Annotated in this window: 4 protein-coding genes and 1 pseudogene; 1 reads left to right on the forward strand and 4 read right to left on the reverse strand. The window is 52.9% G+C overall.

What is annotated here, in order from left to right; genetic code table 11:
- A partial coding sequence (locus tag OP496_RS16655; protein ID WP_280564919.1) for a sulfatase-like hydrolase/transferase occupies positions 1 to 1,261 on the forward strand: 1,261 nt, incomplete at its 5' end.
- Positions 1,262 to 1,572: 311 nt separating this feature from the next.
- Here OP496_RS16655 and OP496_RS16660 read toward each other — a convergent pair.
- The 4 genes and pseudogenes from OP496_RS16660 to OP496_RS16675 all read right to left on the reverse strand — a co-directional run.
- On the reverse strand, positions 1,573 to 2,121 hold the full coding sequence (locus tag OP496_RS16660) for a cytochrome b/b6 domain-containing protein (protein WP_179000153.1): 549 nt from the start codon (positions 2,119 to 2,121) through the stop codon (positions 1,573 to 1,575).
- Between the two features lie 266 nt (positions 2,122 to 2,387).
- A pseudogene (locus OP496_RS16665) lies at positions 2,388 to 2,711 on the reverse strand (YkvA family protein); the annotation flags it as partial.
- A gap of 18 nt (positions 2,712 to 2,729) precedes the next feature.
- Positions 2,730 to 4,103, reverse strand: coding sequence for an MFS transporter (locus OP496_RS16670; protein WP_246923567.1), 1,374 nt, complete (start codon positions 4,101 to 4,103; stop codon positions 2,730 to 2,732).
- Positions 4,104 to 4,257: 154 nt separating this feature from the next.
- Positions 4,258 to 4,461, reverse strand: a 204-nt coding sequence (locus OP496_RS16675) for a sensor histidine kinase (protein WP_280564920.1), incomplete at its 5' end; no start/stop codon positions are given.

A 4,461-nucleotide genomic window follows, 5' to 3' on the forward strand; every position in this document is an offset into this window, starting at 1 on the left:
CATGATTGTTTATGCCGCTATTCCTTCACTGTTTGTTATCTGGGTGCGTATAAAAAGAGAGAGCCTTTTGAGGTCTGTTTTGAGACGCGCAGTGGTGGTGCTAGCAAGCACCCTGGTATTGAGCGGCTTCATTTTACTGACATTTCAAAGCGTGTCGGCTTTGATGAGGACGCATCATGAGCTGCGTTTCTTGGTCACTCCGGGTAACGCGATAGTCTCTGCTGTTCAAGCTTTAGCTCCTGCACAAGCTCCTCTGCCTGATAAGAAAATTCCGCTTGAGAGCGATGCGAAACTGGCAGACGCGGCATCGAATGGCAATAGCAAGCCTAAGCTGCTCGTCATTGTGGTCGGGGAGACGATGCGGGCTGCCAATTGGGGTCTCAATGGCTATGAGAGGCAGACAACACCGAAGTTGAATGATCGCAACGTGATCAATTTTCCTCATGTAACATCTTGTGGCACAAGCACGGCAGTTTCTTTACCTTGCATGTTCTCTCCGCTTGGTCACGATGACTATGACGAGCGCTATATTAAAAGTCATGAGTCACTTCTTGATGTGTTAAAGCATGCCGGTATCGATGTGGAATGGATTGATAACCAATCGGGATGCAAAGGAGTCTGCGAAGGCGTTAAAAATGAGACACTGTCCCAGCAGGGTTTTCCTGGTCTTTGTGCATCGGGCCGCTGCTATGATGAGGCTCTTGCCGAGCGTTTAAAAGATGAGTTGAAGAAAACTTCGGGTTCTAACGATGACAAAGTCATTGTCTTGCACCAGTTAGGCAATCATGGCCCTAGTTATTACCAGCGTTATCCTGAGGCTTTTAGCAGGTTTGTCCCGGTATGTAAAACTGCTGATTTAAACAAGTGCCAAAAAAATGAGATTGTAAATGCATATGACAATGGCGTTCTTTACACCGATAGTGTCTTAGATAGTCTGATTGCCGCCTTAAAATATCAGTCTCAATATTCGGCTGCCATGTTGTATGTGGCTGATCACGGTGAGTCGTTAGGTGAAAATGGTGTTTATTTACATGGATTGCCTTACTCAATCGCACCGAAAGAACAAACGCATGTACCCATGACGTGGTGGTTGGATAAGGGTTTTATTGGCTCCACGGGACTGGATGATGATTGTTTATATAAAAATGCAGACGGTAAATATAGTCATGCCAATTTGTTTTCAAGCATCCTGGGGTTGATGCAAGTAGCAACATCGGTCTATAAGCCCGATCAAGACATAACATCGGCGTGTCGTACATGACTTTAAAATCTTACCTACAGTGGCACCGAGCTGGGGAGTGTATGATGGTTTATAGATTTCAGTATGATGTGTTAGCAAGGCCTTGTCGGATTGTAAGAAACTTAGCCAAGGCCGTCCGTAGTATAGCTGGCGAGGCTCTCTTTAGATGTTTCTTTTTCGAGGCCTGTATTTTTACTTTATACATTTTTATTGGGACACTCGTTGTGCCTTTTGCACTGGCGCTTGGTTTTTATAAGATCGTCAGGTATGTTCTTGCGAAGGTCGGCGGAGGGGCGTGAATTGAAAGAGCCGCCTTGAGGCGGCTCTTTCAATTATTCTTGGCGTTTTTTTGTTTTTTTACCAGTAAGCATTGCCTTGGCAAGATTTTGTTTTGTTAACTTGCTTGAAATTGTTACACCAACAACATGTAGTATTGCTGCAATAAGAAGGGCGTTTCCTAATATTGGGTGTACAGTTTCTATCAGTGTGTTTTCTTGAAAGGTGTGCGTTGTTAGAAGCCAGCCCAATATTGCTTGCAGGCCAAGTCCTCCTAATAGTAAAAAGACCATGGCGCTGCCGGCGGGATTGTGGCCGTCATAATGTCGTTCATGCCCATGTCGCATGTTTCGTAAATGTTGAAATATTTCTTTTGGTGAGTAAGTGAAATTGATGAACCGTGCGTGTCGAGTCCCTATTATTCCCCATATGATTCGTAATACTATTGCTACGCCTACTGTATACCCTGCCCATTCATGTAGTGTCTGCCATTGGCCAGAGCTCACCCAGGCTGTCATGAATGCTATAGCCAATGTCCAGTGAAGTATCCTTACTATTGGGTCCCAGATCTTTAACTTTTGTGGATGTTCTTCTCTATGCGCCATCAGGTTTCTCCATTCTTGGTATGAAGCAAAAGCCAATAGGTTTGGTCTATTGATTAAGCAGAAGCTATTGGAGGTTATATGGTAAGAAAATATTCTGATGCCTTACTTAAAGAGCGCGGTGGTTCTATGTTCAGGTTGGATAGCGTGTTATCTCGGTTCGAGCCCCCCTCTTGAACAGGCAGTCATGGCGCTTAAGTGATGTGATGATGGCTATATATTCACATGAAAAGCCTGACCAAGAGCGCGGCACAAGCGACCCAGGTGGCAATGATGACACCAGCCGCCAGGCGACTGACTGGTCTAGCGATTGCTTTGTCGGCTGCTTTCCTGTGCTCTTCCATTACTCTGGAGGGGATGAGTCGGACGACTATCAGGATCCCGAGGGGCACGATCACCAGATCGTCCAGATAGCCAAGCACTGGGATGAAATCCGGGATCAAGTCGATGGGTGACACCGCGTACGCAGTGACAACCAGCGCTAGAATTTTAACGACGCACGGTGTGCGCGGGTCGTGCGCGGCAAGCCAGATCGCATGTACGTCCCGCTTGAGTGCGCGCGCCCATTGCTGGGCGCTCAGCAATAGCTTTGTTGTTATAAAGACCATCACTCATCTAGGCCATTGCGGGTGATGATGATCGATCACGAAGGCATGACGATGTCGAGCTCTTGGGTGATGATGAGAGTGGCGATGCGGTTCAGGTCCCTCCCAGCCCTCATGTTCATGCTGGTGGTGGTCGTCATGGTAATGCAGGTGGGAGTGCTCCACAGGAGCATGGCCATGCTCGAGCGCCACCGGGTCCCGTGATGGCCAGACACGGATCGCGAGTGTCGTAGACACCAGCGCGATCGCCCCTAGCAGGGCGAAGGTCTCGATCAGGCCCGCCTGCGACCCGAACCAGCCGGCCAGCGGATAGGAGACCAGCCAGCAGCCATGCGATAGCGAGAACTGCGCGGCGAACAACGCCGGACGGTCCTCGGGCTGGCACGATTGCTTGAGTAGGTGCCCAGTAGGCGTCATGACCAGCGAGGCGCCGGCACCCAGCAAGAACCACAGCCCTAGTAGCCCCACGAACCCGGGTGCCAGCAGGCCAAGAAAGAGGCTTAGTGTCATCAGAACGCCGCCCGCGAGCATGAGCGGACGTTCTCGCGTGCGCTCCAGCACTTTCGGCAGCAGCAGGGCCACCAGCATCGAGCCGCCTCCGACTGCCGCGAAAGCCATGGCCACTGCCTGCGCGCCCAGGCCCAGGGAAGAACGCACGTAGACCACAGTGTTGACGATCTGCATGGCCCCGGCCGCCGAGACCACCATGTTCAGGGCCAGCAGTCCGCGCAGTCGCGGCGTCTTCAGGTAGATCCGCATGCCGTGGGAGACCTTGCGCCACACGCTTGGTACCTCGTCCTCCGTTGCCTTGGGCGACGGCAACATCACCGAGACCACTAGGCCGGCCGAGACCAGGAAGGCCAGGCCATTGAGCAGGAACAATACATCGAAGCTCATCACCATCAATAGCGCCGCGGCGGCCATGGGACTGAGCAGGTTCTCGAGGTCATAGGCGAGCCGCGACAGCGACAGCGCGCGGGTGTACTGCCCCTCGTCCTGGAGCAGGTCCGGAATCGTTGCCTGGAAGACCGGGGTGAAGCCCGCCGAGGCGGCGTTGAGCAGGAAGATCAGCACATAGACCTGCCAGATTTCGGTGACGAAGGGCAGCGCGCAGACCACGGACGCCCGCAGCAGATCCAGGCTGACCAGCAGAGTGCGGCGCGGCAGACGCGAGGCGTAGGCCCCGACCACCGGTGCGATGCCCACATAGGCCAACATCTTGATCGCTAGTGCCGTGCCTAGCACGACTCCTGCCTGCCCGGACGCTAGGTCATGGGCCAGCAATGCCAGGGCGACCGTCGTTAGCCCGGTGCCGGCGAGGGCGGTGACCTGGGCCAGGAACAAATGGCGATAGCGACGGTGACTCAGCACTTCGAGCATGCGACTCTCCTTGCGGCGTGGCGGTCGGTTACAGGCGGCATGTGTAGTAAAAAGTCAGGGGGATGTGCTGTTGCTTGTCTTGGTAAGACCTTGTGGTGTTCAAATCAATGGAAGATGTAGTACATAAGCCTAGCCTTGACGAGCCTGATGCAACTTATTGTGCCTGCCAGGTGATCGTGGCCTCCAACCCATGTTCAGGACGGTTGCGCAGTTGGAGTGTCGCCTGCTGACGCTGAGCCAGTTCGACGACGATGGAAAGTCCCAGGCCGCTACCGGTGGTGCGTTGGTCGGAGGCGCGACGGAAACGCTCAGTCACCTTCTCGAGCAGTTCGTCGGGGATGCCGGGGCCGCTGTCGCG

Source organism: Chromohalobacter sp. 48-RD10 (genome assembly GCF_029889785.1).
In the GTDB taxonomy this organism is placed as follows: domain Bacteria; phylum Pseudomonadota; class Gammaproteobacteria; order Pseudomonadales; family Halomonadaceae; genus Chromohalobacter.

Coding starts and splice junctions, on each gene's coding strand:
- OP496_RS16660 (WP_179000153.1), bottom strand. CDS start 2,121: ATGGCGCATAGAGAAGAACATCCACAAAAGTTAAAGATCTGGGACCCA.
- OP496_RS16670 (WP_246923567.1), bottom strand. CDS start 4,103: ATGCTCGAAGTGCTGAGTCACCGTCGCTATCGCCATTTGTTCCTGGCC.